The organism is Amycolatopsis sp. NPDC004378 (assembly GCF_053602455.1).
In genome coordinates this window covers 174,682-198,400 of the sequence record NZ_JBSGDR010000012.1, presented here as the reverse complement: position 1 = coordinate 198,400, position 23,719 = coordinate 174,682, and the positions used below count along the sequence as shown (strand labels likewise).

The following is a 23,719-nucleotide window of genomic DNA, read 5'->3' as shown; positions in this document are numbered from 1 at the left end:
CGGGTACTCAAAGCGATGTACGAACACGGTCACCGGACCGACGACCCTGATCGATGCCCCGCTCAGCGATCCCCAGCTCGAAGCCGTGCGGCTCCCCCACGCGAACTAGAACGCGTTACGACTCCCGCTTCGCGGCGTCGTACTTCGCATTGGCTTCCATCACCTCGGGCATCTGGCCCTCGACGTCCTGGATCAGGGTCAGCAGCAGCCCTGCGGTCCGGCGGCCGCGCGGGGTCAGGCTGTACTCGACCTTCGGCGGGATGGTCGGCTGGGCCTCGCGGTGCACGAAGCCGTCGCGCTCGAGTGCCTGCAGCGTCTGGGCCAGCATCTTCTCGCTGACGCCGGAAACCCGGCGGCGCAGCGCGCTGAAGCGCAGCGTGCCGTCGTGGAGGGCGGCCATCGCCAGGATGCCCCAGCGGCCGGTGATGTGCTCGAGCGTCGCGCGGGACGTGCAGGCCTGCGCGAAGACGTCGAACACGACCTGTCCGTGCTCGTCCAGCCACTCCGGCGCCGCGCTCATGCCCTCAACGGTACCTCCCCGGCCACCGAATCCCAGGTGACGACGCTCACCAACAGTTGGCACTTTCTCAAAGTTAGTACACTCTGCAGGTAAGTAGCCCAAGAGCGAGGAGACGCAGATGATCGTGGTCACCGGTGCCACCGGCCAGCTCGGCCGCCTGGTCGTCGAAGGCCTGCTGAAGAAGGTGCCGGCCGCCGAGGTCGTCGCGGCCGTGCGCGCCCCGGAGAAGGCCGCCGAGTTCGCGGCGCGCGGCGTCCAGGTGCGCCGGGCCGACTACGACGACCCCGCGAGCCTCGCCACGGCCTTCGCCGGGGCGGACAAGGTGCTCCTCGTCTCGGGCAGCACGCCCGGCCAGCGGCTGGCCCAGCACGAAGCCGTCGTCGACGCCGCGCGCGAGGCGGGCGTGCGCCACCTCGCCTACACCAGCGTCCTGGCCGCCGACACGACGAAGATCTTCGTCGCGCCGGACCACAAGGCCACCGAAGAGCTCATCCGCGCGTCGGGCGTGCCGTTCACGTTCCTGCGCAACGGCTGGTACACCGAGAACTACGCGCAGGCGATCGCCCAGGCCGTCGCGACGGGGTCGTTCGCCGGCAGCGCCGGCGAGGGACGGCTCGGCGCCGTCCCGCGGATCGACTTCGCCGAGGCGGCCGTCGAAGTCCTGACCGGCGACGGCCACGAAGGCCGGGTGTACGAGCTGGCCGGCGACGAGGACTTCAGCTACGCCGACCTCGCGGCCGCCGTCTCCGCCGCGGCGGGCAAGCCCGTCACCTACCGGAACCTCTCCGCCGACGAGCACCGCCGCGTCCTGGTCGAGGCCGGCTTGCCGGAGGCGGTCGCGGCGATGCTGGCCGACGCCGACCGCGGCATCGCCGAAGGCGAGCTGAGCTCGTCGAGCGGCGACCTGAGCCGGCTCATCGGCCGGCCGACCACCCCGCTCGCCGAGTCCGTGGCGGCGTTGCTGAAGAACTGAAGCCGCGTACGCCGGGCGCCCCGGTTCTCTAGGCTGCTCCGTGTGGAGCCGCTGACCGCGATCACGATGATCGCCGCGAAGTACGGGGTTTCCGGCGTCATCGGCGCCCTCACCGGCAACCAGGAGCTCGGCAGCGTGTCCGCCGAGCTGGTGGGCGCGCTGGCGGCGAGCGAGGACAGGCTGGGCGAGAAGCTGTCCGCGATCGAGGGCCGGCTCGACGAGGTGCTGGAGCAGCGGTACTCGGCCGCGATCGGAGCCGGCTTGCGGACCCTGCTCGACGCGGGCACGACGAGGGACCCGCGCGTCCGGGCGGACGAGCTGGTCCGCGCCCGTGACCTGTTCCGCGACGCCGGCGCCTCGGCCCGGACGCCGCTGCAGGTCGCGGTGGCCGAGCGGTACCTGGTGCTGTGCGCGGTCGCGCTCGGCAGGCGGGAGACGGCCCGCGTCGCGTGGGGTCTGCTGAACAAGTCCGCGTTCGAAGCCCTCATCGGCGCGATGCCGGTGGTCGGACCCGCGGCCTACGAACGCGCGCGGGAGCAGCTCGGGCGGTCGGGCCGGCCGGTCTTCCGAGCGCGGCGCGAGGAACGGATCGACGAGCTGGCGGACGAAATCCTCGACGCCGCCTCGGAGGTGGTGGAGCTCGCCCTCGACCTGCTGGCCGAGGCGGCCGACCTCACCGAGGCCGTGGGGGCCGTCCGCGCCCTCGAGCCGGGCTCGGACTTCCTGGAGCCCGAAGAGGACGACGACGATCGCCTGCGCACGGCCGGGCGGCTGGAGCTCCGCCCGGCCGGGCCCGGCCCGATCCGGATCGGGCCGCTCTCGGTGTGGTGGAACAGCGTGGTGGTCCGGCCGGCCGGCGCCCTCGACGTGACGGTGACGGTGCGGGCCGACCCGGTCTTGTCCGTACCGCTCCAGCTGGCTCTCTCGGCGACCGCGGCACCGGTCCGGCCGGCCCGGTGGGCCCTGCCGTACCACGGCGTCCTGCACCCCGGCGCGCAGGAAGTCCGGCTCACGCAGTCGCTGCCCACCGGCGGCCCGTCCGGCTGCACGCTGAGCGTGAACGACGTCCTGCTGTTCCGGTCGGCCTGAGGGTTCACGCGCCCCGGGAACGCAACGCCGAAGCACGCAACGCCGCCTGCATCGCGAACCTCGCCTCCGGGTCCGCCAGCCGCTCGCCGAACGCCTCCTTCAGCTGCCGGACCCGGTAGCGAACCGTCTGGGGGTGCACCGCGAGGGCCACCGCGATCCGTTCCGAATTGCCGCCGTTTTCCAGCCACGAAAGCAAGGTCTCGCCCAGGCGGCGGCGCGTGCGCTCCGGGAAGCGGTCCAGCGGGGCCAGCTCCTGCCGGCCCACCTGGTCCGCCAGTGCGGCGTCGCACAGCAGCCACAACGTCGTCAGGTGCTCGGCGCACCACGTCACCGGGACGTCCGGCAGCGCGCCGTCCGCCACCAGCCGTGCCGTCGTTCGCGCCCAGCGCAGGGAATGCGCCGCGGCCGGTGGCGGGACCGGCGGGCCGACGGCCACCCGGACACCGAGGCCGGCGCAGAGCCGCGGGTCCACCGGAGCCGGCACCAGCAGGTACGGGTGCGGTGGCTCGAGGTCGGCCAGGACGTCGAACCCCGGCACGAAGGGAGCGGCCGACTCCAGGGCCAGGGCCGCCACTTCGCGCGGGACCGGCCAGCCGGCCGCCGCCGCGAGGTCGGCGAGGACCTCCTCGGTCACCGCCACCGGTCCCGTCATCAACCGCAGCAGCCGGCGGCGCAGGCCCGTGCGGGTCCCGTCGAGCTCGGCCTGCACCTCGCGGTGCCCGCGGCCCGACATCCGGGCCAGCTCGTCCGCGTAGCCGAACAGCATCTCCGCCAGGCGCGCCATCACCGCCGACGACAGCCGGTGCCGCCGCCCCAGCCGCATGATCCCGCGCCAGCCCGCCCGGGTGCCGACGCGGTAGGCCGTCTGGAGGTCGTCGAGCGTCCGGCCCTCGCGCGCCTCGCCCGCGCCGAGCCGCCGGCACGTCTCGTGCAACCGGTCCTTCGGGGCGAGCGGGTCCTCGACCAAGTCGACGAACAGGACCACCGCGCACTCGACGCCGCGGCGGTTCACCCGGCCGTGCCGCGCGTACCCCGGGACGGCCCGCCACACCTCCCGGACGATCCAGTCCACCAGCGCCGGGACGGCCGGACGCATGAGGGCCGCGAGCTCGGCCCGTCCGGACACCTCCACCGTCACCGGGACGGGCTGCCGAGCACTGTCGCCGGACACCAGGTTTCCTCCCCGGGGAGAACCTGCTTTACCGAGCAGTAAAGCAGGGGAACCGTAAGCTACACCTTCATGAGCCGGCGGAGTTCCCCTGATCGATCCAGCACTCGCCGCAGCCCGGCCGCCCGGCCCACCGACGGCGAACTGCTCGACGCCGCCCGCGCGGTGTTCGCCGAGCGCGGGTACGCGCAGGCGACCATGGACCTGATCGCCGGACGCGCCGACTCCACCAAACCGACGCTCTACGCGCATTTCGGGGACAAAGCCGCCCTGTTCCGCGCAACCGTCTCCCGCGAGGTCGCCGCACTGCGGGATTGGGTGCTCACGGCGTACGAGACGGCGAGCCCGCGCCCGCTGGCCGAGCGCGTCCGGCTCGCCGTGATGGCCATGTTCAGTTACGCGAGCTCGCACCCGGACGGTTTCCGGATGGTGTTCGACTCGGCCGTCGACGAGATGTCGAACGAGCGCCGCGCACTGGCGGACACCGTCACCACGCACGTCGTCGACCAGGTCCGCGCGCACCTGGTCGCCCACGGCCGCACGCCGGGCCCCGGCGCCGAGCTGCTCGCCGCGATGATGGTCGGCCTCGTCGGCCGGGCCGCGATGCACGTCTCGCACTCCCCCGGCGTCGACCCGATCGCGGCCGGGGAGCTGGCCACCGGGTTCGTGATGGCCGCGCTGCGCGGGCTCGACCCGGCGCTGCTGGACCACGTCGACGCCGCGCAGTGCGCCACCTGAGCGTCCACATCGGACTGATTGTCACCGGGAAAACAATTATCACCGTCGCCGGAAACGGCCTCTTGCCTTGGCGCGCATTTCGGGAAAGCGTTTGCGGACATTCCGGTTTTCCCACCAGAGGTGTGATCAGCCATGAGCCGTCTGCTTTCCACCGTCACCACGATCGGGTTCGCCGCCGCGGGGCTCGCCGTCGCCACCGCACCCGCGGCGTCGGCCGCGCCGTGCACCGACGTCGACGTGCCCGTCGCCCGCGGCACGTTCGAACCCGGGACGCTGGGCGTCATCGTCGGCGACCCCGTGTACCAGGCGTTGCAGAACCAGCTGCGGCCCCGATCGACCAGCGGCTACCGGGTCGACTACCCCGCCGACCTCGGCGAGCCCGCTTCGGTCCAGAAAGGAAACACGGACCTGGTCAACCACGTGAAGACGCAGGCCGCGGCGTGCCCGCAGCAGCGGTTCGTCCTGGTCGGCTACTCCCAGGGCGCCAACGTCGTCGACAACTCGATCGGCGTCAGCAGCGACGGCGCGCTCGTCGGCGGCCCGATCGTCGCGACCATCCCGGCGGAGCTCGCCCCGCGGATCGCGGCGGTGCTCCTGTTCGGCAACCCGATCCGCGCGACCGGCCGTCAGGTCACCGGCACCTACCAGAGCCGCACCAAGGACTACTGCGCGGACGGCGACCCGGTCTGCCAGTCCGGCGGCACCGACTTCCTGGCCCACCTGAGCTACGGCAGCGACGCCGCCGACGCGGCCGCCTTCGCCGCGAGCGAGTTCTGAATTGCCGTGAAGGCCACGTCGAGGATTCGATGTGGCCTTCACGGACGGGCGCTAGCAGTTGGCGGGGGCGGGATCTCCGGCGAAGCGTTTCACGATCCATTGGTGGGCGTCCGCGTTCCCGGCGAGAATTCCCGTGGCGTGGTCGGAGACGTAGGTCTGCCACTGCTCCCGGACACCGGCCGCGCAGTACGTGCGGTGCAGTGTCTCCGCCTGCGGGGTGTTGACGATCTCGTCGGTGCTCGCGTGGTACTGGAACACCGGAACCCGCGGCGGGTTCGCGCCCAGCTTGTTCTGCGCCAGCCGCGCCTGCCACTGGGGCGTGTTCAGCGGATCGGACGTCGTGTAGTCGCTGATCTTCTTGAAGGAATAGTTCAGCAGCAGTTCCGCGACGCAGGCGTTCTTCTCGGCGTCGCCCAATTGCCGGCGGCCGGTGTCGTTGAGGTAGGAATCGAGGTTCAGATCGGGATAGGCCGCATCCAGCCCGACCGCGGCGAAGGCCAGGAACCCGAACCCGATGTAGCCGTCGAGGCCCTTCGCGACTTCGGTCAGGTCCGCCGGGACACCCCCGGCGACGACGCCGACGGTGTTCAGCTCCGGCGCGTAGGTCGGCTGCTTCTCCCCCGCCCACATCGAGGCGCCGCCGCCCTGCGAGTAGCCCTGGAAGATCACCTTCGCCGACTTCGACAACCGGGCCGAGGGCAGGTTCTGCGCCGCCCGGACCGAGTCGATCACGGCGGGGCCTTCGGACTGGCCGGTGATGTAGGTCGGCACCGTCGCCGGCGAATAGCCCTCGTAGTCGGTGACCGCGACGGCGTAGCCGCTGGACAGCGAATCGTTGATCGCCGGCTGGTCGTAGAGCGTCCCGCGCTCCATCGCCTTCGACGCCGTGCACTTGAACGCCGGGCCCTGCGTGCCGACGGCGTACCCGACGATCGGCGCCTTGGCCGGGTCCGCCCCCTTGGGCACGAGGACGGTGCCGGTCACCGCGTCCGGCCGGCCCAGTGCGGTGGTGGACAGGTACATCACCTGCCACGCGTCGGCGTTGGCGACGTTCAGCAGCGGCACCGACGGCCGCCAGCGCAGCACGTCACCCGGTTTCCCGGCCGGCAGCGGCGACGGCGGGGTGTAGAACGAGTCGTCGAACGGCCCGGGCAGGATCGGCGCCGCGGCGACGGCGGGCGGGCTCGCGGCCACCACGCCCAGCGCCGCCAGCGAGACGCCGAGCAGTGCCGGCAGGATCCGTCGGAACAGGACGGTCTTCACCACAACCTCCTCGAGGGGAACGGGAATGCGCTCACGCCGGCAGGCCGAGCCCGCCGGCCAGGACCGGCCACGAGTTGTGCAATGCGCGCTGCCAGTAGGGCCAGCTGTGCGTGCCCGGGCCGTAGTAGTCGACGGTCGCCGGGATCCCGGCCTGCCGCAGCTTGTCGGTGAAGCTCTGCGACGACAGCAGCGCCGACGGCTCGAGCACGTCGGACTGCCCGGGCGGGTCGAGCGGCCCGGTCTGCCCGTTGCCGCAGGAGAGGTAGAGCGCGGTGCCGCGCAGCGCGTCGACGTGGTCGTACGGGTTGTGCGACGACCAGATCGGCTGCATCCCGAACGAGTCGCCCCACAGGGTGAGGTAGTTGAAGATCCCGGCGCGGGCCAGGATGCCGATGATCCAGACCGGGATGCCCGGGAAGAGCGTGTTCGGCACGCCGCTGTAGGACGCCGCCGCGGCGAACATCCCCTTGTGCTGGAACGCGTACGCCATCGCGCCGTAGCCCCCGATGGAGAGCCCGGCGATCGCCCGGCGCGTGCCGCCGTGGTAGCCGCGTTCGACGATCTGGCGGACCTCGGCGGTGTGGAAGGTGTCCCAGTCGGGCTTGCCGGACAGGCCGAAGTTCCACCACTTCGTGTACATCCCGGCGGGCCCGTCCGTCGGCATCACGACGAGCGCGTCCTTGTCGGCGGTAAAGGCTTTCACGTCGGTGAACTGGTCCCACGACTTGTAGTCGACCGGCTCGCAGCAGCCGTGCAGCAGGAACAGCACCGGCCACGTCCGGCCCGGCTGCGCCGCCCAGCCGGCCGGGACGATCAGCCGGACCATCCCGGTGGTGCCCAGCGCCGGGGAGTCGATCTTCAGGTCCACCGTCCGGGCGTCGAACCAGGTCTCCTCGACGACCTTCGCGCCGTCGTCGGCCACGGCGGTGCTCGCCTGGGCGGCCGTGACGCCGCTCGCGACCAGGACCACGACGGCCAGCATCAGCAGGACGGCTCTCATCGAAGTCTCCTTCACAGGGGGATGTTTCCGTGCTTCTTGGCCGGCAGGGTCTGCCGTTTCGTGCGCAGGGTCCGCAGGGCGCGCGCGACGTGCAGCCGGGTCTGCGACGGCGTGACGACCTGGTCGACGTAGCCGCGTTCGGCGGCCAGGTACGGTCCCGTGTGGCGCTGGCGGTACTCGTCGGTCAGCCGGCGCCGGGCGAGCGCCCGCCGTTCCGGGGGCAGCCCGGCCAGCTCGCGCCGGTACAGCACCTGCACCGCGCCTTCCGCGCCCATCACGGCGATCTCCGCGGTCGGCCAGGCCAGGCTGACGTCGGCGCCGAGGTGTTTCGAGCCCATCACCGCGTAGCCGCCGCCGTAGGCCTTGCGGACCACGACGGTCACCTTCGGCACGGTGGCTTCGGAGTAGGCGTAGATCAGCTTCGCGCCGCGGCGGATGATGCCGCCGCGTTCCTGGTCGCGGCCCGGCAGGTAGCCGGGGACGTCGGCCAGGGTGAGCAGCGGGATCGAGAAGGCGTCGCAGAAGCGCACGAACCGGGCGGCCTTCTCCGAAGCGTCGATGTCGAGCACGCCGGCCTGGTGACGCGGCTGGTTCGCGACGATCCCGACCGTGCGGCCCTGCACCCGGCCGAACGCGCAGATCATGTTGGCGGCGAAGGCGCTGTGCACCTCGGTGAACTCGCCGTCGTCGACCAGCCGGACGATCAGCTCGGCCATGTCGTAGGTCTGGTTCGGCGAGTCCGGCACCAGCCGGTCGAGCTCGAGGTCGGCCGCCGTGACGGCCGGGCTGGTGTCGTCGGCGTACTCCGGCGCGGGGTCGAGGTTGTTCGCCGGCAGGTACGCGAGCAGCGTCTGGACCCACTCGACGGCGTCCCGCTCGTCGGCGGCCCGGTGGTGGGCGTTGCCGGCGACCTCGCTCTGCACGGCCGCGCCGCCGAGCTCCTGCGCGGTCACCCGCTCTCCGGTGACGGCCTCGACGACGTCCGGGCCGGTGACGAACATGTGCGCCGTTTCGTCGACCATCACGGTGAAGTCGGTGATGGCCGGGGCGTAGACGGCCCCGCCGGCGCAGGGGCCCATGATCATCGAGATCTGCGGGACGACCCCGGACGCGTGGGCGGTGCGCCGGCCCAGCTCGGCGTAGTACGCCAGCGAGACGACGCCTTCCTGGATGCGCGCGCCGCCGGAGTCGTTGATCCCCACGACCGGGCAGCCGAGCGACATGGCCAGGTCCATCACCTTGAGGACCTTCTCGCCGGAGACCTCGCCCATGCTGCCGCCGAAGACGGTGAAGTCCTGGGAGAAGACGCACACCTGGCGGCCGTCGACCGTGCCGTGCCCGGTGACGACGCCGTCGCCGTAGGGCCGGTTGGCGTCCATCCCGAACTCCGCGCAGCGGTGCCGCGCGAACTGGTCCAGCTCGACGAACGACCCGGGGTCGAGCAGCAGGCCGATCCGTTCGCGCGCGGTCAGCTTGCCCTTGGCGTGCTGGCGGTCGACGGCGCGTTTCTCGGCGATCCGGACGGCTTCGTCCTGTCTGGCCGCGAGGTCGGCGATGCGGAACGCGGTCGATTCGTCCATCACCGCACCCCCGCCCCGAGACGCGCGGCGAGGGCCGAGGCCAGCGCCGTCACGTGCGGCGGATCGATCATCGACACGTGGTCGCCGGGGACCCGCGTCACCTCGAGTGCGCCGCAGAACGCGTCCCAGCCGAGGGCGTCGTCGGTGCGCAGGTACCTGGGGTCGAGCGTCGTGGTCAGCGGGTGCGGGTCCTGCGCGCGCAGCAGCAGCACCCGTCCGTCGTAGGGCTGTGGCTGGTAGCGCTCCGCCACCCGGGCGTCCACATAGGACTCGTACTGGTGCCGCAGGACGCCGGCCCCGAGGTCGGGGACCTGCTCGGCGAGGCGGTCCATCACCCAGCGGATCTGGGCGTCCTCGGGCAACGACGCCAGCTCCTCGCGCGGGATCGCGAACGGCACGCCGTACGTGCGCGACACGTGCTCGGCGAACCGGTCGAAGCGGTCGAGCAGCAGGTCCGCGGGCTTGCCGGACGCGGGCAGCGGCAGGATCGTGTCGATGAGGAACACGAGGTCGACGGGCCCGGCCAGGCACCGCGCGGTCTCGTAGGCCAGGCAGCCGCCGAACGACCAGCCGCCCAGCCGGTACGGGCCGGCCGGCTGGATCTCCCGGATCAGCTCGGTGTAGCAGGCGGCCTTGGCCTCGACCGTGTCCTCGTCGTCGATGCGCTCGAACCCGTACACCGGGTGTCCCTCCGGCAGCAGCCGGACCAGCTCGCGGTACACGCTCGTCGGGCCGCCCGCCGGGTGGAAGAGGAACACCGGCTCGGCGACGCCGTCGCGCAGCAGCCGCACCGGGCCACCGCCGTGGCCTTCGAGCTCCGCGCGCAGCAGGTCGGCCATCGCGGCGACCGTCGGCGTGGCGAACAGCCGTTCCACGGCGGGCACCGCGCCGAGCTGCTCCGCGAACACCGCCCGCAGCCGCCGGGCGCGTTCGGGATCCCCGCCCGCGGCGAAGAAGTCGTCGTGCACGCCGGGTTCCGGCCCGCCCAGCTCCGCCTGCCAGTGCCGGGCGACCCACCGCTCGGCCGGGTCGCGCGGGCCGGCGGTCACCGGCTCCGCCCGCGCCGGCCCGAACCCGGCCTGGTCGGCGAGGTGCCCGGCCAGTTCGGCCAGGCTCGCGCCGCGCAGGAGCAGGGGAATCGGCAGCGGCAGGCCGAAGTCGCGTTCCACCGCGCCCCGCGCCCGCATCGCCGAGAGGGAGTCGAGGCCGAGCCGGGTCAGGGGCACGTGCCGGTCGACGTCGGGGTAGCCCAGCAGCCCGGCGATGAGCCCGGCCAGGTGGTCGGCGATGGCTTTGCGCGCGGCTTCGGGGGTGGCGTCGCGCAAGGTCTCCATCCCGTCCCAAGGCGACGGTCCGGTGCGCGGGGCGAACAACGCGAAGAACGGGCGATCGGCCAGCCGCGGGGACAGCTCCAGGACCGTGTCGGCGGCGACCCGGGCCACGCCGGTCGTCTCGCGGTCGCGGGCGAGCACGGCGTCCAGGGCCGAGAGCGCTTCCTCGGTGCCGAGCGGCTCGAGCACGGGGTTGCGGGACCCGGCCGCGGCACCGGCCTCGCCCCAGGCACCCCACCCGATCGTCGCCGCGGGCAGGCCTTGGGCCCGCCGCCACGCGACGAGGGCGTCGGCCCACGCGTTCGCCGTCGCGTAGGCGGCCTGGCCCGGCGAGCCGAACAGCGCGGCCGCCGAGGAGTACACCAGCCACCAGTCCAGGTCGTGCCCGGCGGTCGCTTCGTGCAGCCGCCACGCGCCCAGCGCCTTCGGCCGCCAGACGGCGTCGACCGCGGCCGTGTCGAGGCCGATCGCGGCGCCGTCGGCCAGTACCCCGGCGGCGTGCAGCACCCCGCGCAGCGGCACCCCGCCGTCGACGGCGGCCGCGACCAGGGCTTCGGCCGTGCCGGGCCCGGCGACGTCACCGGCCACGACCCGGACGTCGATCCCCAGGTCCGGGGCGGGAGCGGCGCGACGGCTGTTCAGCACCACGCGCGTCGCACCGCGTTCGGCCAGCCACTTCGCCGCGACCAGGCCCAGGCCGCCGAGGCCACCGGTGATGACGTAGGCGCCGTCGCGGACCGGCTCGCGCACGACGTCACCCGGCTCCGGGCGGACCAGCCGCCGCACGTGCCGGACGCCCTCGCGCCAGGCGACCTCGTCGTCGGGCCCGTCCGCGCGGATCTCCTCGCGCAGCTGCCCGGCCCACAGCCCGGCCGGGTCGGGCCCGGCGTCGAAGTCGACGGTGCTGACGCGCAACTCGGGGTGTTCGAAGGCGAGCACGCGGACCAGCCCGCGCAGCGCGGCCTGATCGGGATCACCCGGTTCGCCGGGTTCGACGGCCTGCGCACCGGTCGTCACCAGCCACAACCGGGGTGCCACCGGCCGTCCGGCCAGCTCGGCGACGATCTCGGACAGCCGGGTGACGCGTCGCGCGGCCCGCGCCGGGTCCGGAGTGGACCCGGCGGCGAACACCACGGCCACCGCACCGCCGGCACCGGGCGGTGCACTGTCCTCTTCGGACACCATGACCCAGTCGCCGGTGTGGTCCGGCGCCGCGGGCAGGTCGGCGGGTTGCCAGGCGCCTTCGAACAGGAGCCGCTCGAGGGCCGCGTCCCGGTACCGCCGGCAGTAGACGTCACGGAACTCGACCAGGACGACGCCGTCGGCGTCGACGAGCTGGACGCTGCCGAGCAGGCCGTCTCCGGAGGGGTCCGTTTCGGTGAGGACGGCGTCCACCCGCACCCCGCGGCGCGGCTCGCCCGCGACGAGCACTTCGCCGATCGTGAGCGGCAGGTAGAGAGCGTCCGACGCGCCGACGGCCGCGGCGAGCGCGTGCAGGCAGGCGTCGGCGAGCGCGGGGTGCAGCACGTACGCGGGGTGGTCGGTCTCGGGGAGCGCGATCGACGCCGAGGCGCGGCCGTCCGCCGCGACGACCCGGCGCAGGCCGCGGAAGGCCGGGCCGTAGTCCTGGCCCAGCTCGGCCAGGACGCGGTAGAGGTCGAAGGGTTCGCCGGTGACCTCGCCGAAGGGCTCCGACGGCGTGCCGCCCGCCTCGACCCGTGCCGTGGCGTGGCGGACCCACTCCCCCTGCGCGGACTTGGCGTGCACGGTCAGCTCGGTGCCGCTGAGGCCGGTCGTCACCTCGGTGTGCTCGTCGAGGGTCAGCACCTCGCGCAGTTCGAGGTCGCGGATCCGGTTGCCGCTGGAGAGGGCGAGTTCGAGGAAGCCGGTGGCCGGGAAGACCGGCTTCCCGGCGACGGTGTGGTCGGCGAGCCACGGCAGCGCGGCGGTGCCGACGTCCCCGCGCCAGAGGTGGCCGCCCGGGTGGTCGATGTGGACACCCAGCAGCGGGTGGACGCCTCGGGCGTGCGCCCGCGGCTTCGGCCAGAACCGCTGGTGCTGCCAGACCGGCCCCGGCAGGTCGACCGGCAGGGTCCGCGGCCGGGCGGCCAGCACCGGGCGGCCCTGGACGTACAGCCGGGCGAGGCTGGTCAGGAAGGCGGTCCGCTCGTCGGTCCGGCGGCTCGCCGAGGGCAGGCAGGCGACGCCGGTCGTCTGCTCGATCGCCGCCGCCGCGACCGGGTGCGGCGAGATCTCGACGAACACGGTGTGCCCGTCCGCGGCCGCGGCGGCGAGGGCGTGGCTGAACCGCACCGGGCGGCGCAGGTTCGCGGCCCAGTACTCGACGTCGAAGGCGGGCGTCTCGCGTGGATCGTCGAGAACGGTGGTGTAGCAGGGGATTTCCGGTTTCCCGGGCGTGATGTCGAGTGCTGCGCGGAACCGGCCGAGGACGGCGTCGACGGCGGCGGAGTGCCCGGCCCCGCCGACGGGGAGCCGTCGGGCCAGCCTGCCGAGGCGTTCGGCGTGCTCGACGAGGGCTTCGACCTGGTCGGTGGCACCGCTGACGGTGCACTGGGTCGGCGACGCGTAGACGGCGACGGTGACGTCGGGGAACTGCGCCAGCTCGGCCGCGCTCAACTCGACGACGGCCATGGCGCCGGCGCCGGTCTCGTCGAGTTCGGCGAGCAGCCGGGCCCGAGTCGTCATGACGCGCAGCCCATCGGCGACCGACAGCGCCCCGGCGACCACGGCCGCGGCGACTTCGCCCATCGAGTGCCCGAGGACTTTCGCCGGAATGACGCCGTGGGCGCGCCACAGCCCGGCCAACGCGAGCTGCATGCCGAAGAGGGCGAGTTGCGTGGTGGCGAGGTCTTCGGGTGCGAGGATGTCGGTCAGGGAGGAGCCGGTTTCCTCGCGGAAGACCGGATCGAGCGTCTCGACCTCGGCGCGGAAGGCGGGTTCGGTCCGCAGGAGGAGGCGGCCCATGCCGGGCCACTGCGAGCCGTAGCCGGAGAAGACGAACACGATCCCGGATTCGGGGGCCGGCGCGCCGACCGGCGCGCGGCCGGCGGCCAGCTCGCGCAGCGCGGCCACCACCTCGTCGCGTCCCTCCCCCGCCACGGCGCCCCGGACCGGCAGGTGGTCCCGCCCGTGGGCGAGCGTCGAGGCGACCGCCCCCAACGGCACCTCCGACGCCGCCACCCAGTCCGCCAGCTCGCCCGCCCGGGCCCGCAGCACCTCCGGCGATCGGGCCGACACCGCGAACACCTGCGGCCCGTCCACGCCCCGCGGCGGGAACGACGCGGCGGGCCACTCTTCGACCACCACGTGCGCGTTGGTCCCGCCGAAGCCGAACGCCGACACCCCGGCGCGCGCCGTTCCCGAGTAGCGGGGCCAGTCGGCCGGCTCGGTCACCACCCGCAGCCCGGTGAAGTCGATGTGCGGGTTCGGCGTGCGGAAGTGGAGGCTCGCCGCCAGCCGCCGGTGGGTCATGGCCAGCACGACCTTCAGCAGCCCCGCGATCCCGGCCGCCCCTTCGAGGTGGCCCAGGTTGCTCTTCACCGAGCCCAGCAGCAGCGGCCGGCCGGGTTCGCGGCCGAGCACCGCCGTCAGCGCTCCCGCTTCCAGCGGGTCGCCGAGCGGGGTGCCCGTCCCGTGCGCCTCCACGTAGTCCACCGAGGACGGATCGACGCCCGCCACCGCGTAGGCCGATCGCAGCAAGTCCGCCTGGGCCAACGGGTTCGGGGCCGTCAGGCCGTTGGACCGGCCGTCGGAGTTCACCGCGCTGCCGCGGATCAGCGCCAGCACCCGGTCCCCCGCCCGGCGGGCCGCGCGCAACGGCTTGAGGACCACCACGCCACACCCCTCGCCGCGGGCGATGCCGTCGGCGTCCGCGTCGAACGGCTTGCAGTGGCCGTCCGCGGCGAGCACGCCCGCGCGGTGGAAGCCCGCGGTGATGCCGGGTGACACCAGCACGTTGACCCCGGCCGCCAGTGCGACGTCGCTCTCGCCGCGGCGCAGGCTCTGCACCGCCTGGTGCACCGCGACCAGCGACGACGAGCACGCCGTGTCCAGGGTCAGGCTGGGCCCCCGCAGGTCGAGCAGGTACGACAGCCGGTTGGCCGCGATGCTCGCCGCGGCGCCGGTGCCCGACCAGACGTCGACGCCCGCGAGATCGGTCATCGTCAGGGAGCCGTATTCCGTGGCCGACAGCCCGACGAACACCCCGGTCCGGCTGCCCCGCAACCCGGTCGGCGGGATGCCCGCGTGCTCCAGCGCCGCCCAGGTGACCTCCAGGAGGATCCGCTGCTGCGGGTCCATCGCCTCGGCTTCACGGGGTGTGATGCCGAAGAACGCGGCGTCGAAACCGGCGACGTCGTCGAGGAAACCACCCCGCGACGGCACGTCGGCGACGGTCTCCCAGCGTCCCTCGGGCACCTCACCGATGGCGTCGCCACCGGAGTCGAGGAACCGCCAGAACGACGCCGGCGAGTCGATCCCGCCCGGCAGGCGGCAGCCGAGTCCGATGATCGCGATCGGTTCCCCGGCCGGGAGCTCCGGTACCGACACCTGGGTCGACTCCACTGTGGACAGGTGACCGGCCAGCGCGGTGATCGTCGGGTACTGCCAGACCAGCGTCGGTTCCAGCGGACGGCCGACGAACCGGCCCAGGTCGGCGGCCAGCACCGTCGCGTCCCGTGAGGACAGTCCGGTCTCGTGCAGCGGCCGGTCGAGGTCCACCGGGCCGAGCCGGTCGAGCAGCCATGCGCGGATCTCGCCGGCGCGCTTCATCCGAGCCGCCCGTCCAGGTAGGACTCCCGGCAGCGTGCCCGGCTGATCTTCCCGCTGGAGGTCCGCGGCACGGAACCGGGTGCCAGGACGACGACGTCGTGCAGGCCGAGGCCGTGCCCCGCCGACACCGCCGCCCGCACCGCCCCGGCGATCGCGGCGACGTCGGCGTCGGAGTTCTTGGCGCGCTCCAGGAAAACCACCGCGGCTTCCCCGTCCGGCAAGGCGATCGCGAAGGCCGCCGCCGAATGCGGGCGGACGTCCGGGTGCGCTTCGGCCGTCTGCTCGATGTCCTGCGGGTAGTGGTTGCGGCCGTCGACGACGACCAGGTCCTTCAGCCGGCCGGTGACGAACAGCTCGCCGTCGAAGAGCACGCCGAGGTCCCCGGTCGCCAGCCAGCCCTCGCCGGTGTCCGGGTCGAGCGGCGGCAGGCCGAACGTCCCGGTCGAGTCCCGTCCCCAGTAGCCGCGCCCGACGTTCGGGCCGCTCACCCGGATCTCGCCGACCTCGCCCGGCGCGGCCGGTTCGCCGGTCGCCGGGTCGGCGATCCGGACCCGCTGCCCGGCCGGCCGTCCACACGAGACGAGCGTCGTGCCGGACGGCGCCGGAACCGCGACCCCGGCGGCCAGGCGGTCGCGGTCGAAGGTCACCTGCCGGGCCGGTTTTCCGGCGTCGGTCACGGACACCAGCACCGTCGCCTCGGCCAGGCCGTAGGACGACCGGTGCACCTCGGGCCGCAGCCCGCACTCGGCGAACGCGTCCTGGAACCGGGCGATCGTCGCCGGCAGCACCGGCTCGCTGCCGTTGATCAGCGAGACGACCCGGCTCAGCTCCAGGTAGCTCTTTTCGGCCTCGGACACGCGGGAAGCGCAGTAGGCGTAGGCGAAGTTGGGCGCCGCGCTGATCGCGCCGGGACTGGCCGAGAGCGCGCGCAGCCACCGCGACGGCCGTTCGAGGAACGCCAGCGGGTCCATCAGCACCGACGCCAGCCCGCCGGCCATCGGTGCCCCGATGCCGAGGATCAGGCCCATGTCGTGGAACAGCGGGAGCCAGCTGACGGTCGAGGTCGTCCGGGTCTCGGCACCGTAGGCGGCGCACGCCTGACGCGCGTTGGCGAGGACGTTGCGGTGGGTCAGCACGACTCCGGCGGGCGAGCGCGTCGAGCCGGAGGTGTACTGCAGGTACGCCGGGGCGTCCGGGTCCGGCGAGGGCCATTCCCGTGCTGCCGCGGGCGCGACCGCGTCGACGGCGACCACCGGCACCCCGGGGGCGAACGCGCGCACGGCGTCGAACGCGCCGGTGGTCGTGAGCGCCACCCGCGGTGCGCAGTCGGCGAGGACCGCGGTCAGCCGGCCTTCGTGGCCGGGCAGGCCGGGCGCGAACAGCGGCACGGCGACCAGGCCCGCGCGGATCGCGCCGAGGAACGCCACGACGTAGTCGGCGGACTGCCCGGCCAGCACCGCCGCACGCTCCCCCGGCCGGGCCAGTCCGGCCAGCCGGACGGCGACCGAGCCGACCCGCTCGTCGAGTTCGCGCCAGGTGAGCGTGACCGCCCGGCCGTCCGCGGCGGCGCGGTGGTCCAGGTGGGTCACCGCGGTTTCGTCGCCGAGAACGCGCGCCCAATGGCCGAGCAGAGTCGCGAACGAAGCACGTTCTTCGGCGGTTTCTCCCGTGACGGGAACCGGCTGGGAAAGGGTTTCCATGGCTCCTCGCAGATAGCGTTTACCGGCGCAGTGAAGAGCCGGGCCCGGCGGGTTGTCAATCGAGCGGTTTCCGGTACTCACCGGCAACCGGATTACGGCACCGCACGGTTGTCACGCGGCGACGAAGTTGTGCCGCGCACGGCCAGCAGCGCCCCGGCGAGGGTCAGTCCGGCCGCGGCGAGCAGGCCGGCCGTGTAGCCCCCGGCCAGCGCCTGGCCGGGCGGTGCGCCCGCGTCGAGCCGCAGCGTCCGCACGGTGGTCAGCACGGCGCCGACCAGCGCGACACCCAGCGCGCTCGACAGCTCGCGGGACGCGGTGAGCAGCCCCGAAGCCGTGCCGGACTGCCCTTCGGCCACGACGTCCAGCGCGTGCGACGTCAGCGGCGTCGTGAACGCCGACCCGGCGCCGATCAGCACCAGGGCGGGCGCGCGCGGTGCGAGGGCCGCGATGTGGTTCACCACGGCCAGGGCGAGCAGCCCGGTGGCGACCACGGCGAGCCCGGCCCCGACCGTCCGTTGTGGACCGAGGGCCGACACCGCCCGCGGCACCACCGGTGTCGCGGCCACCACGGCGACCGCGACCAGCACCAGGGGCAGCCCGGCCCGGACCGGGTCGAGGCCCAGGAACTCCTGGTGCAGCACCGGGGTGAAGAACACGATCCCCGAGACCCCGAGGCCCCACAGCACCTGGACGACGAGGGAACCGGCGAACACCCGGTTGCCGGTCAGGGCCGTGGGCACCAGCGGAGCCCGCGCCCGCCGTTCCCGGACCACGAAACCCGCACCGAGCGCGGCACCGGCGGCGAGCAGCGCGCCTCCGGTTGCCGGGTGCGAGCCCAGCTCGACGAGCGCGGCGGTGAGCAGGACCGAGCTCGCCGTCACAATCGCCATCGCCGCGACGGGCGGACGGGGACCGCCCGGGCTCCGGCCGCGCGGGGTGGTTCCGGGCAGCAGGACGAGCATCGCCGCCACGAACGGGAGGTTGACGAAGAAGATCCAGCCCCAGCCGAGGTATTCGCTCAGCAGCCCGCCGAGTGCGGGGCCGAGGGCCAGCGCGGCGGCCAGGCACGCCGTCCAGACGGCGGCCCCGAGCGTCCGGCCCCGCGCGTCGAGGTTCGAGCGCAGCAGGCTCAGCAGGCCGGGCACCAGGAACGCGGCCGCGGCGCCCTGCACGACCCGCGCCGCGACCAGCAGGTCGGCCGAATCCGCCAGCCCGCCGACGACCGCGCCGAAGCCGAACGCGAGCAGCCCGGCCACCAGCGTCACGCGGCGGCCCCAGCGGTCGATGAGGGTGCCCGCCACCAGGAGCAGCCCGGCGAACGGGAGCATGTAGCCGAGTGCGACCCACTGCACCGAACCGAGGTCCAGGCCCAGGTCCCGCGCGATGGACGGCGCGCCCGCCGCGACGATCGTGTTGTCCAGGGTCGTGACGAACGCGCCGAGCGCGATCACCACCAGCGTCCGCCGCGTCATCGCGCGCTCCCCGCCGGCTCACGCGCGGCCGCGGCCGGCCGGCGGCGCGGGAACCACCAGTTGGCTTCGCCGAGGCGGGCCATCACGGCCGGGACCAGCACGCACCGGACGACGACGGCGTCGAAGAGCACCGCGACGGCCAGCCCGACCCCGGCCTCGCGCACGACCCGGGCGTCCACGAACGCGAACGCCCCGAACACCAGCGCCATGATCAGCGCGGCCGCGGTGATGGTCCGCCCGGTCACCGCGACGCCGTCGACGACCGCGGCCCGCGTGTCGCCGTGGCGGCGCCACGCCTCCTGGATCCGGGCGATGAGGAAGACCTCGTAGTCCATCGAAAGCCCGAAGAGCCCGGCGAACAGGAACACCGGCAGGTACGGCTCGACCGGGCCGCCGAAGGTGACCACCACCGCACCCGTCGTCGCGGCCGCGGTCAGCAGGTTCATCACCGCCGCGGTCAGCGGGATCAGCACGCTGCGGAACACCCACGCGAGCAGCAGCACCGAGATGCCGACCACGCTGAGCAGGAACAGCGGCAGCCGCGCGGTGATGGCGGCGGAGAAGTCGGCGCGCGCGGCGACCAGCCCGCCGACGTGCGTGTCCGGGCCGCCGACGGTGGTGGCCATCGCCCGGGTCCAGGTCAGCAGCTCGTCGGTGGCCGGGTCGCCGGGCGCGGTGCGCGGGGTGACCGTGAGCAGCCAGCCACCGCCGGGCAGAGCCGTGGCCGGGCCGACGTCGGCGCGGGCGAGCAGCGCCTCCCGGAGCGTGCCCAGCGACGCGTCGCCGGTTCCGGTCACCAGCAGCGGGGCCCCGGCGCCCGGGCCGAACCCCTCGTCCAGCAGGTGCGCGGCGGTCTTCGTGATGCTCCCGGGCGGGTCGACCGCGGCGTCCGGGACGCCGAGCCGCAGCCCGGTCACCGGCAGCGCGAGCACCGCGACGACCACCAGCGCGGCGAGGGTGTACGGGCCCGGCCGGCCGGTCACCGAGCGCGCGAGCCGGGCCCAGCGGCCACCGGTCCCGTCGGTCCCGGCCCGCATCCGGCGCGCGGCCGGGCGCAGCAACGCGGGCAGCAGCGTCAGCGCGGCCGACGCGGTGAACAGCACGGAAACCGCGGCGGCCGCGGCGACGCCGTCGAGGAACGACAGGCCGACGGTCAGCATGCCCGCCAGCGACACGCAGACGGTCACGCACGCGAAGACGACGCTGCGGCCGGATGTCGCCGCGGCCATGACCAGCGCCGACGCCGGTTCCGCGCCTTCGCGGCGGCCCTGCCGGTAGCGGGTGAGCACGAACAGCGCGTAGTCCACGCCGACGCCGAGCCCGAGCAGCGCGGCGATCTCGGTGCTGATCTTCGGCACGGTCATGACGTGCGACAACAGCGTGACGGCCGCGAGCGCGCAGCCGACCGAAACCGAGGCGGTGACGACCGGGAGCACGACGCAGGCGGGCGACCGGAACGTCACCAGCAGCACCAGGGCCGCGGCGAGCAGGCCGATCCCGGCGTTGCCCAGGTCCGGCGCGGCCGCCGTCATCGCGGCGAGCTCGCCCGACGCGCCGGCGGTGAGCCCGCCGGCGTCGCGGACGACGTCGGCGAAGGCGTCCGCGGTGCCCTGGCCGAGGTCCGCGGCCGGGGCGTCGAACCGCACGGGCAGCACGGCGGTCCGCCGGTCGGCCGACACCCGGCCGGGCGGCGGGCCGACCGCGACGACGTGCGGGAGCGCCGCCAGCCGGGCGGCCAGCGCGTCGAGCCGGGCCCGTCCCGGGCCCGTGTCGACCGGGCCGTCCGGCGCCCGGACGACGACGTGTTCTTCGGTGCCGTTGCCGCGCAACAGGTTCGCCGCCGCGGTGCTGTCCGCGGCGGGCAGGTCGACGGTGTCGCGGAAGGCCGCGCCGGTGTGCAGCACGGCGAAACCGAGCGCGGCCAGGAGCGTCAGCCACAGCGCGACGACCGCCCCGGACCGGCGGAAACACCACGCAACGACCGACGTCATGGTTGATCACGCTAACAACGAAAAGGGCGGCGAAGATACCGTCCGGCTTCACAAATCCAATCGCGAAAACCCTTGCGGCGGTGAGTGTTCCGCCGCTTGTCGGGCACGTGACAAATCCGCGCGCACCCCTTGGTCCGCAGATGACAGAACCGGCGTCCGGCGGTTGCGGATCTCGTTTCCGTGTGCGTACATGACCTTCGCGCCGATGCGGAAAGGGGTGGCCATGACCCGGACGATCACCGTCCCCCACCCCCGCGGCACCGGCCGGGCGCGGCAGCTGTGGTGCTCGCTGCCGGCCGAGCTCGCGCGGCGGTTCCGGCCGCACGCCGACCCCCTCGCGCGGCGGATCCTCGAGGAGATCCAGCGGGCCGTGCCCGAATACGCCAAGCCCCTCGAAGGCGAGTTCGGGAAGATGATCGTGCTGGCCATCGAGCAGGCGGTCGTCAGCTGCATCGACAGTATCGACGACGTCGGGTCCACAGAGGACGATTGGCCGAAGTTGTTCCTGGACGTGGGAAAGCGCGTTCACCACGACGGCGGCAGCCTCAACTCACTGCAGGCCGCCTACCGCGCCGGCGGCCGGGCGGCATGGCGGTACATCGCCGAGCTCGGTCAGGCCCACCGCTTCCCGGCGGCCGTCCTGTGCGTCGGCGCGGAGGCGATTTTCGCCTACGTGGAAGAGATTTCGTCCTACTCGGTGGAGGGGTACACACTCGCGCAGGCGATGGCGACCGGCACGCTCGAACGCCGTCGCCGCCGGCTGCTCGAACTGCTGCTGGCCACGCCGCCGTCGTCGCCCGCGACGATCGCGACGATGGCGAAGGCCGCGAAGTGGACGATGCCCGAGTGGGTCACGGTCGTCGCGCTCGACCCGCGCACCGAGCAGCACCTCACCCCGGCGCCCCAGGTCGCCGACGACGTGCTGCTCGACCTGGAAGGCACCGAACCGTGCCTGCTGACCCCGAACCCGGAGCGCGACCTGCGCGGCCTCGAAGGCCGGCTCGGCGGCTGGCGCGCGGCGGTCGGCCCGCGGGTGCGGCCGGCGGACGCGGCGACGTCGGCGTTGTGGGCGCGCCGGACGCTCGGCCTGGTCCGCCGCGGCGTGGCCGGCGACGGGGCCGTAACGCACACGGCCGACCACCTGGCGACGCACTGGCTGCTGCTGGACCGGTTCCTGCTCGACGAACTGTCGGCGAAGACCTTGGCGCCGTTCGCGAGCCTGACGGTGAAGCAGCAGGTCCGGCTGGCCGAGACGTTGCTGAGCTGGCTGGAGCACAACGGGAGCACGCCGGAGATCGCGCAGGCGCTGGGCATCCACCCGCAGACGGTCCGGTACCGCGTGAGCCAGCTGAGCGGGCTCTTCGGCGACCGGCTGGCGGATCCGGCGCAGCGCCTGGAGATCCAGATGGCGCTGCGGGCGCACCAGCTGCTGGGCACGCAGCCGCGGGAAGCCGGCCACTGACCGGGTCTTGACCGTGCGACACGCGCTCCCGCATGCTGTTAGCGCTAACAGCGCGGGAGGATGCGCGGATGACCCAGACCGAAGTCACGCGGGAGCCCTTCGGCCGCGTCGACGGCACCGACGTCCACCGCTACACGCTCAGCCGGCCCGGCGGGCTCACCGTCCGCGTCCTCGACTACGGCGGTGTCGTCCAGTCGCTCGAAGCACCCGATCGCACCGGGCGGGCCGCCAACGTGGTCCTGGGGTACCCCGGCCTCGACGGCTACGTCGCCGGCAACCAGCCGGGCGCGGCCCGCGTCTTCCTGGGCGCGCTGATCGGCCGGTTCGCGAACCGGATCGCCGGCGGCGCGTTCGTCCTCGACGGCGTCCTCCACCGGGTCCCGGCGAACGACGGGAAGAACTGCCTGCACGGCGGCCCCGCCGGGTTCGACACGCGGGTGTGGTCGGCGGCCCCGGTCCCCGGCGGCCTGCGGCTCACGCTCGTCAGCCCGGACGGCGACCAGGGCTTCCCCGGCCGGCTCACCACCGAGGTCACCTACCGCCTCGACCACCGGTTGCACATCACCTACCGCGCGACCACGGACGCCCCGACGGTCGTGAACCTCACCAACCACACGTACTGGAACCTGGCCGGCACCGGCGACGTCTCCGCGCACTGGCTGTCCATCGCCGCGGACCGCTACTGCCCCACGGGCCCGGACCTCATCCCGGACGGCGACCCGGTGCCGGTCGAGGGCACGCCGTTCGACTTCCGCCGCGGCGCCCGGATCGGCGAGTACGGCTACGACCACAACTGGGTGCTCGACGACGGCGCGCCGTACGCCGCGCGGGCGTGGGAGCCGACGTCGGGCCGGTTGCTGACGATGCGGACGACCGAGCCGGGACTGCAGTTCTACGCGGGCGGCAGCCTGCCGCACCGCGGCGCCGGGTTCGCGCTGGAGGCCCAGCACTTCCCGGACTCGCCGAACCGGCCGGACTTCCCGACCACGGTCCTGCGCCCGGGCGAGGTCTACCACCAGGAGACGGAGTTCGAGCTGACCACGGCCGACGAGCCGCCGGTGGCGTGAGCAACACCCGGCCCGGGAGCGCGGCGTTCGCCGTTACCCTCGCCGATCATGGGAAACCTTGTTGCCGACCTCGCGCCCACCGGGGTGCTCCGCGCCGCGATCAACCTCGGGAACCCGGTGCTCGCGAACGGGACGCCCGCGGCGCCCGGCGGCGTCACCGTCGACCTCGCGCGCGAGGTGGCCGCGCGGCTCGGCGTGCCGGTGGCGTTCGCCTGCTTCGACGCGGCGCGGAAGTCGTTCGAGGCGCTGACGTCGGGCGCCGCCGACCTCTGCTTCCTGGCGATCGAACCGGCACGGGCGGCGCAGGTCGCGTTCACCGCGCCGTATGTGGTCATCGAAGGCGTGTACGTCGTCCCGGACAGCTCCGCGTTGTCGACCCCGGCCGAGGTCGACCAGCCGGGTGTCCGGGTCGGCGTCAAGGAGGGGTCCGCCTACGACCTGTTCCTCACGCGGACGCTGGAGCACGCGACGGTCGTGCGCCGCGCGGACGGCGTGGTCGCGTTCGAGGAACAGGGCCTGGAGGTGGCCGCCGGGATCCGGCAGCCGATGACCGCCTACGCCGCCGCACACCCGGGCACCCGGGTGATCGACGAGCGGTTCATGCAGATCCAGCAGGCCGTCGCAACGACGCCGGACCGGCAGCCCGAGACCGTTGCGTTCCTGCGTGACCTGGTCGAGGAGCTGAAGGCCGCCGGGTTCGTCGCCGACTCCCTGCGCCGGGCCGGCCAGGCCGACGCGACCGTCGCGCCGCCCGCGACCGACTGAGCCTCCCGACCGGCAGGGGTGCCCCTGTCACT

Annotated in this window: 16 protein-coding genes; 7 read left to right on the top strand and 9 right to left on the bottom strand. The window is 73.9% G+C overall.

What is annotated here, in order from left to right; translation table 11 throughout:
* Window positions 1-115: 115 nt before the first annotated feature.
* Entirely contained in the window at window positions 116-520 is a 405-nt protein-coding gene (locus ACWEN0_RS30830; protein WP_451981299.1) for a winged helix-turn-helix transcriptional regulator, read from the bottom strand.
* A gap of 118 nt (window positions 521-638) precedes the next feature.
* On the opposite strand from ACWEN0_RS30830, the gene ACWEN0_RS30825 reads away from it, so the two are divergent.
* Window positions 639-1,493 (top strand): SDR family oxidoreductase, encoded by an 855-nt coding sequence (locus ACWEN0_RS30825; RefSeq protein WP_451981296.1) that lies wholly within the window; start codon window positions 639-641, stop codon window positions 1,491-1,493.
* A gap of 42 nt (window positions 1,494-1,535) precedes the next feature.
* Entirely contained in the window at window positions 1,536-2,582 is a 1,047-nt protein-coding gene (locus tag ACWEN0_RS30820; protein WP_451981293.1) for a hypothetical protein, read from the top strand.
* 4 nt (window positions 2,583-2,586) lie between these two features.
* Here the strand turns inward: ACWEN0_RS30820 and ACWEN0_RS30815 are convergent, their stop codons facing one another.
* A complete protein-coding gene (locus ACWEN0_RS30815; RefSeq protein WP_451981290.1) occupies window positions 2,587-3,753 on the bottom strand; it encodes a PucR family transcriptional regulator in 1,167 nt (388 codons plus the stop codon).
* Window positions 3,754-3,822: 69 nt separating this feature from the next.
* Here ACWEN0_RS30815 and ACWEN0_RS30810 point away from each other — a divergent pair, with 69 nt between their 5' ends.
* Together ACWEN0_RS30810 and ACWEN0_RS30805 are read left to right on the top strand one after the other, a co-directional pair.
* Window positions 3,823-4,488: a TetR/AcrR family transcriptional regulator gene (locus tag ACWEN0_RS30810; RefSeq protein WP_451981287.1), complete on the top strand. Its 666-nt coding sequence runs from the start codon at window positions 3,823-3,825 to the stop codon at window positions 4,486-4,488.
* Between the two features lie 132 nt (window positions 4,489-4,620).
* On the top strand, window positions 4,621-5,265 hold the full coding sequence (locus tag ACWEN0_RS30805) for a cutinase family protein (protein ID WP_451981284.1): 645 nt from the start codon (window positions 4,621-4,623) through the stop codon (window positions 5,263-5,265).
* A 51-nt stretch (window positions 5,266-5,316) separates the two neighbouring features.
* On the opposite strand, the gene ACWEN0_RS30800 is transcribed toward ACWEN0_RS30805, so the two are convergent.
* From ACWEN0_RS30800 to ACWEN0_RS30770, 7 genes are all read right to left on the bottom strand, one after another.
* Window positions 5,317-6,528: a lipase family protein gene (locus ACWEN0_RS30800; protein ID WP_451981281.1), complete on the bottom strand. Its 1,212-nt coding sequence runs from the start codon at window positions 6,526-6,528 to the stop codon at window positions 5,317-5,319.
* A gap of 31 nt (window positions 6,529-6,559) precedes the next feature.
* On the bottom strand, window positions 6,560-7,528 hold the full coding sequence (locus tag ACWEN0_RS30795; protein WP_451981278.1) for an alpha/beta hydrolase: 969 nt from the start codon (window positions 7,526-7,528) through the stop codon (window positions 6,560-6,562).
* Window positions 7,529-7,539: 11 nt separating this feature from the next.
* Window positions 7,540-9,108, bottom strand: coding sequence for an acyl-CoA carboxylase subunit beta (locus tag ACWEN0_RS30790; RefSeq protein WP_451981274.1), 1,569 nt, complete (start codon window positions 9,106-9,108; stop codon window positions 7,540-7,542).
* Window positions 9,108-15,230 carry a beta-ketoacyl synthase N-terminal-like domain-containing protein gene (locus ACWEN0_RS30785; protein ID WP_451981271.1) on the bottom strand — a complete coding sequence of 2,041 codons (6,123 nt, stop codon included), beginning with the start codon at window positions 15,228-15,230 and terminating at the stop codon, window positions 9,108-9,110. Before ACWEN0_RS30785 ends, ACWEN0_RS30790 begins: the two co-directional genes overlap by 1 nt.
* Window positions 15,227-16,930 carry a fatty acyl-AMP ligase gene (locus ACWEN0_RS30780; protein WP_451981268.1) on the bottom strand — a complete coding sequence of 568 codons (1,704 nt, stop codon included), beginning with the start codon at window positions 16,928-16,930 and terminating at the stop codon, window positions 15,227-15,229. The genes ACWEN0_RS30785 and ACWEN0_RS30780 overlap by 4 nt, the downstream gene beginning before the upstream one ends.
* Window positions 16,931-17,022: 92 nt before the next feature.
* Window positions 17,023-18,402: an MFS transporter gene (locus ACWEN0_RS30775; protein ID WP_451981265.1), complete on the bottom strand. Its 1,380-nt coding sequence runs from the start codon at window positions 18,400-18,402 to the stop codon at window positions 17,023-17,025.
* Window positions 18,399-20,393 (bottom strand): MMPL family transporter, encoded by a 1,995-nt coding sequence (locus ACWEN0_RS30770; protein ID WP_451981262.1) that lies wholly within the window; start codon window positions 20,391-20,393, stop codon window positions 18,399-18,401. The genes ACWEN0_RS30775 and ACWEN0_RS30770 overlap by 4 nt, the downstream gene beginning before the upstream one ends.
* A gap of 223 nt (window positions 20,394-20,616) precedes the next feature.
* Between ACWEN0_RS30770 and ACWEN0_RS30765 the strand changes: the two genes are divergently transcribed.
* The 3 genes from ACWEN0_RS30765 (at window position 20,617) to ACWEN0_RS30755 (ending at window position 23,687) form a co-directional block, all read left to right on the top strand.
* Entirely contained in the window at window positions 20,617-21,855 is a 1,239-nt protein-coding gene (locus ACWEN0_RS30765) for a PucR family transcriptional regulator (protein WP_451981259.1), read from the top strand.
* Between the two features lie 68 nt (window positions 21,856-21,923).
* Entirely contained in the window at window positions 21,924-22,922 is a 999-nt protein-coding gene (locus tag ACWEN0_RS30760) for an aldose epimerase family protein (RefSeq protein ID WP_451981256.1), read from the top strand.
* 48 nt (window positions 22,923-22,970) lie between these two features.
* Window positions 22,971-23,687 carry a transporter substrate-binding domain-containing protein gene (locus ACWEN0_RS30755; protein WP_451981253.1) on the top strand — a complete coding sequence of 239 codons (717 nt, stop codon included), beginning with the start codon at window positions 22,971-22,973 and terminating at the stop codon, window positions 23,685-23,687.
* Window positions 23,688-23,719: the final 32 nt, after the last annotated feature.